The following is a 5,174-nucleotide window of genomic DNA, read 5'->3' on the forward strand; positions in this document are numbered from 1 at the left end:
CTCAAACAAGATGGGATAATTTATCGGCATACCTATTAGATGGTAACTTGCAAATAGATAATAATCTGGTGGAAAATGCAATCAGACCAGTGGCCATTGGTAGAAAGAATTATCTTTTTGCCGGATCGCACGATGCTGCTCAAAGAGCGGCTATGGCCTATACCTTTTTTACTAACTGCAAAAAGCATAACGTAAATCCTTTTGAGTGGCTAAAATATACCCTTGAGAATATCCAATCTATAAACCACAAGAATATTACAGACCTGTATCCTCACAATTACAAGCAGCTAGCGGAATCTAAACCATTGTAAAATTACGCTCCTATCATTAATCTTATTGAACTAAACAATATGTAGTTGCTCGGGTGGATACCAACAAAGACTAAACTCCATTCAACAATAAATATAGGCAAAGCAATGTTTTCATGGGGTTTATCAGCGGACTTTATTAATTTAAATTCTATTGAGAACAATAACACTACTTTAGGAATAAGTGATTCTTTTTTATTTATCCAACCTCATATATCTGTTAAATATAGTTTTAATACAAAATGGAATTTGGGTGTTAGTTATGATTTAAATAATAACATATCCGATTTTTCACAGCTTTATACACCTGTAATTTTAACTAGTTTTAATGCAATGGTTCAAAATCCAAATTTTGTTAACATAATCAGAACAAATTCACTTGCGCCTTATATAAATTATAATAATATTCTAAAAAGTTTTTTTTTAAGTTTAAAAGGCAATTTGAATCAAAACAAATCCGACGCTACATTTTCAAATGAATTAAACAGCGAGGGCTTTATGGTTACAGAAGTTATTAAACAACCTAATTCTTTAAGAAACTATGGTTGTACTTTATATTTAACAAAAGGGTTTTTAGGTTCTTTTAAAACAGAATTGACATATGCATACAATACCAGTAAAAACCAATTGTTTTTTAATAATCAATTTCTCGATGCAATTAATAGCAGGCAAAGTATAGATTTTGGCTTAAGTTGGGATAAAGGAAGTTGGTTTACGCTGGAATATAAAGCTAAATTGAACTTTGGAACGTCACAAACTACAGGTAGTCAAATTAATAACTCAATTCTTTTTCAAAATTTGAATTTGGATATATATACAACTAATGCTACACGAATCAATTTCGGTTTAGATTCGTCTAGAACAGAAACTTCAAATAGTAGTACTGTTGCTAAAAATACACTTTTTAATATGTCTTTTTATTACAAACCTTCTAAAAAAGTAAATATAAATGCCTCTTTGATTAATATTTTTGATACGCAATTTTTTACAACGACAAACAGTTATTTTAATTTCGTGAATGTGTATCAATTTTCATTGAGGCCAAGACAATTTACTATAGGGTTCAATTATTCATTGTAGGGATTTTCTATCTAAAACAATCCGTTCAATTCCGCATCAATTCGATTAAAAATAGTTCCTAAATCTTCTGGATTGTCTACAAAATTAATGTTATCTACATCTATAATCATTAATTTTCCTTTGTCATACGTTTGAATCCAACCTTCGTATCTTTCGTTCAAACGGCTCAAATAATCAATAGAAATGGAGTTCTCGTATTCGCGTCCTCTTTTATGAATCTGTCCGACTAGATTAGGAATAGAACTTCTTAAATAAATCAATAGATCAGGTGCTTTAACTGTAGATTCCATTAATTCAAAAAGGGAAGAATAATTCTGAAAATCACGATTGGTCATCAAACCCATCGCGTAAAGATTAGGCGCAAAAATATGGGCATCTTCATAGATTGTTCGGTCTTGTATAATTTTTTTACCGCTTTCCCGAATTTGCATGACCTGACGGAAACGACTATTCAAGAAGTAAATTTGTAAATTAAAGGACCAGCGCTCCATTTGATGGTAAAAATCATCCAAGTATGGATTGTCAACTACATCTTCATAATGCGGTTCCCACTTAAAATGTTTCGCTAATAAACGTGTCAAAGTTGTTTTTCCAGAACCTATATTTCCTGCTATTGCTATGTGCATTATGGTATTGTGATTTTATAATTTGTAATTCCTGTTGCTGTAAAAATAGATAAAATTTGGTCCTTGTAATAGAATTTTTTAAATGTTTTTTCTGAAATTTCAATTTGAGTTTTGGTCTCTTTTTCTAAATCATGTAAAATCAAAATGGAGTTCTTAGAATACATAAATTGATTTTCATTAATGATTGTTATTGTTTCGAAATCAGGGACTTTTCCCTTGCTGGTTATTTTTCCAAAAATGTCACACATATACCAGCTGTTTTTAATATCAATCCAATGAAAAACATTAAAGTCAGAAACATAATTCTTGATGCTTTCTGTAAAAGGCACAGAAATCGTTTTATAAGTAGCACTTAAATAATCATAAAGTCCCAGCTGCTGATTCATACTGTTATAAATCCAAAGTTGATTTTGAGAGGCTATTCCAATAGCCGTTCCTACGATTGGAATTGGATTTTCTGAAAAGTTTATTTTTTGGGTTTCATTCAATTGATTGTCTAATGAAATAACGGTGTTGAAATTTTCATAAAACAAGACAATTTTAAGCGGATTTTGTAGGTCAACTTTAGTAATTTTGCCTAATGAAACATTTTTATATTCTAAAGTTTCTCTTTTATTTATCTTAGAAAAAACATTGTTATTAATGGTGTAATAAAAACCAAAAGAATCGTATCCTAAAAAGGCATCTCCATTAAAACGAATAGAGTCCATTTTTACAACCGTTGGATTTTGTGTTTGACTAAAAACCACTGAAAACGAAGCGATAAAGAGAAAAATTACTAATTTCTTCATGAAAGCGAAATTACGATTAAACCAAATATAATTAGGAGAGTCTTATTATTATTTTAAGAGAATACCTGTAACAAAAATAGTATTTTTCAGTCTTATTTATCAAAATCCAAATAATATGTATAAAGTAATTTTCACATTAGTATTAGCACTCGCATCATTCATGGGTCTTCATGCTCAGGAATTTCAAGGAATGGCGGTTTATGAATCGAAAACGAGTACTTCCGATTTTAAAACTCGAATGGAGGGCAACAAAAACATGGCTCCAGATATGCAAAAGATGATTGAGGAAAGAATGAAGAAAATGTTCGAAAAAACGTTTATTCTTAATTTTAATAAATCGGCATCAATTTACAAAGAGGAAGAAAAACTGGATGCTTCTGCACAAGCCGGTGGCGGAATGCGAATGATGAGCTCCATGACTGGTGGCGGAGGAACCTATTACAAAAACGTAAAAGAGAAATCCTATACTATTGATAAAGAGTTTATGGGAAAAGAGTTTCTTATAAAGGATTCATTACCCAATTTACAATGGAAGATGGAAGGGGAGACCAGAGTGATTGGTGGTTACACGTGTTACAAAGCAACGGCTGTAAAAGCGCCAAGTGCAACTGACTTTAGAAACTTTAGACCTAAAAGAGAAGAGGCCAAGAAAGAGGAAGACAAAAAAGAATCAGACAAGCCTGCTGCTGAGAAGAAAACTAATTTCCTAGATGCTGTAGAATTGCCAAAAGAAATTACGATTACGGCATGGTATACACCAGAAATCCCCGTAAATCAAGGTCCAGAAGGATATTGGGGATTGCCGGGATTGATTTTGGAAGTGAATGATGGTAAAACAATTATTTTGTGTTCTAAAGTCGTTTTAAATCCCAAAGAAAAAGGAGAAATAAAACCTTCAACTAAAGGTAAAGTAATTTCTCAAAAAGAATATGACGAAGCTGTAGTAAAAAAAATGGAAGAGTTTAGGGAAATGAACCAAGGACGTGGTGGAGATGGCGGTATGCAAATTCGTTTTGGAGGGTAACCTTATTTTAACAAATTAATTTACAGCCTTGACCACGAACATTAATAATTTGAATGTTGGGATCAAGGCTTAATTTTTTTCTCAACTTTGTAATAAAAACATCCATACTTCTACCAGTAAAAAAATCATCATTTCCCCAAATTTTATTTAAAATTAAAGAACGGTTAACTATTTTGTTTTTATTTTCAGATAGTAAGTCTAATAGGACAGCTTCGCGATGGGTTAATGAGATTATTGCTTCAGAACAATGTAAGGTTTGTTTAGTAAGATTAAAAACATAGTTGCCAATTAGAATGTTTTCGTCGTTTTTAAGATTAATTTTTCTTCCAAGAAGAGAGTGGATTCTAACAATTAGTTCTTCCATGCTAAAAGGTTTTTTTAGGTAGTCGTTGCCGCCAAAATTAAATCCATCAACTACATCTTGAGTTTGTGATTTAGCAGTGAGAAAAACTATGGGAATCTTATTATCTAATTTTCGAATATCTTTCGCTACTGAAAATCCATCTTTCTTTGGCATCATGACATCCAAAACTACTAGCTCTATTTTTTCATTTTTAAAAGCATCAAAAGCTTCTTCGCCGTCTTTACAGAGAATAACCTCAAAATTTCTAGTTTCTAAACTTTCCTTAATGATTTGTGCTAAGGCTGGTTCGTCTTCGGCTAGTATTATTCTTATTTTTTTAGACATTCGCTAGTGTGATTTTAAAAATGTTTTTTGAATTCACGATTAGCTCAAGTGTTCCTTGATGTTTTTCTATAATTTTTTGCGAATAATATAAGCCTATGCCAAAGCCTTTCACATCATGGATATTCCCTTTTGGAATTCTATAAAACTTTTCGAAAATCTTTTCACGTTGATTTCTATCAATCTCAATTCCATTGTCTTGTACTGTTATTTCTATCTTTTTTTGGTCTAATTTTAATCTAACTTCAATTTGATTTCCGCCATATTTTAGAGCGTTATCAATTAGATTTGAAATTGCATTTTCAAAATGAAATGCATCCACATTCATTATTAGTTCCTTATAATTCGAACGAAAAGAGATGGTTTTGGTAGAGGTATTCAATAGGTGTTTCTCAATATTAGTTTCCAATAATTGAACTATATTCAGCGGTTCTTTGTTTATGGTAAGCTTGTCAGATTCTAACGAGGCAGTTTCCAAAAGTTTCTCAACCATATTTGCTAACTTTTCTAATTGGTGGTTTGCTATGTCTAAGTAACGATTAGTTTTTTTTGGATCATTATTGGAGGTGGATTCAATTAATTAATGCGAATTCCTGATTATTGTTTAATAATTGTAAATATACTTCATTTGGAGAATCAAATTGATGCCTTTTCCGAGGT

Annotated in this window: 7 protein-coding genes; 3 read left to right on the plus strand and 4 right to left on the minus strand. The window is 31.3% G+C overall.

Annotation, left to right across the window (positions count from 1 at the left end; all coding sequences use genetic code 11):
- Both BUC11_RS16190 and BUC11_RS16195 read left to right on the plus strand, forming a co-directional pair.
- Positions 1-311 (plus strand): IS66 family transposase (locus BUC11_RS16190; RefSeq protein ID WP_139259498.1); only part of this gene is annotated, 311 nt, incomplete at its 5' end.
- 45 nt (positions 312-356) lie between these two features.
- Complete coding sequence (locus BUC11_RS16195) at positions 357-1,388, plus strand: TonB-dependent receptor (protein WP_175547773.1); 1,032 nt, start codon at positions 357-359, stop codon at positions 1,386-1,388.
- A gap of 11 nt (positions 1,389-1,399) precedes the next feature.
- On the opposite strand, the gene BUC11_RS16200 is transcribed toward BUC11_RS16195, so the two are convergent.
- Together BUC11_RS16200 and BUC11_RS16205 are read right to left on the minus strand one after the other, a co-directional pair.
- Entirely contained in the window at positions 1,400-2,014 is a 615-nt protein-coding gene (locus BUC11_RS16200; protein WP_066082982.1) for a deoxynucleoside kinase, read from the minus strand.
- Complete coding sequence (locus BUC11_RS16205) at positions 2,014-2,805, minus strand: hypothetical protein (protein ID WP_073355730.1); 792 nt, start codon at positions 2,803-2,805, stop codon at positions 2,014-2,016. The genes BUC11_RS16200 and BUC11_RS16205 overlap by 1 nt, the downstream gene beginning before the upstream one ends.
- A 115-nt stretch (positions 2,806-2,920) precedes the next feature.
- Here BUC11_RS16205 and BUC11_RS16210 point away from each other — a divergent pair, with 115 nt between their 5' ends.
- Positions 2,921-3,829, plus strand: a complete 909-nt coding sequence (locus BUC11_RS16210) for a GLPGLI family protein (RefSeq protein ID WP_073355732.1) — start codon at positions 2,921-2,923, stop codon at positions 3,827-3,829.
- A gap of 7 nt (positions 3,830-3,836) precedes the next feature.
- Here the strand turns inward: BUC11_RS16210 and BUC11_RS16215 are convergent, their stop codons facing one another.
- Both BUC11_RS16215 and BUC11_RS16220 read right to left on the minus strand, forming a co-directional pair.
- Positions 3,837-4,517 carry a response regulator transcription factor gene (locus BUC11_RS16215; RefSeq protein WP_073355734.1) on the minus strand — a complete coding sequence of 227 codons (681 nt, stop codon included), beginning with the start codon at positions 4,515-4,517 and terminating at the stop codon, positions 3,837-3,839.
- Positions 4,510-5,007: a sensor histidine kinase gene (locus BUC11_RS16220; RefSeq protein ID WP_073355736.1), complete on the minus strand. Its 498-nt coding sequence runs from the start codon at positions 5,005-5,007 to the stop codon at positions 4,510-4,512. Before BUC11_RS16220 ends, BUC11_RS16215 begins: the two co-directional genes overlap by 8 nt.
- Positions 5,008-5,174 lie beyond the last annotated feature (167 nt).

The sequence above is a fragment of the Flavobacterium xanthum genome (assembly GCF_900142695.1).
Lineage (GTDB): Bacteria > Bacteroidota > Bacteroidia > Flavobacteriales > Flavobacteriaceae > Flavobacterium > Flavobacterium xanthum.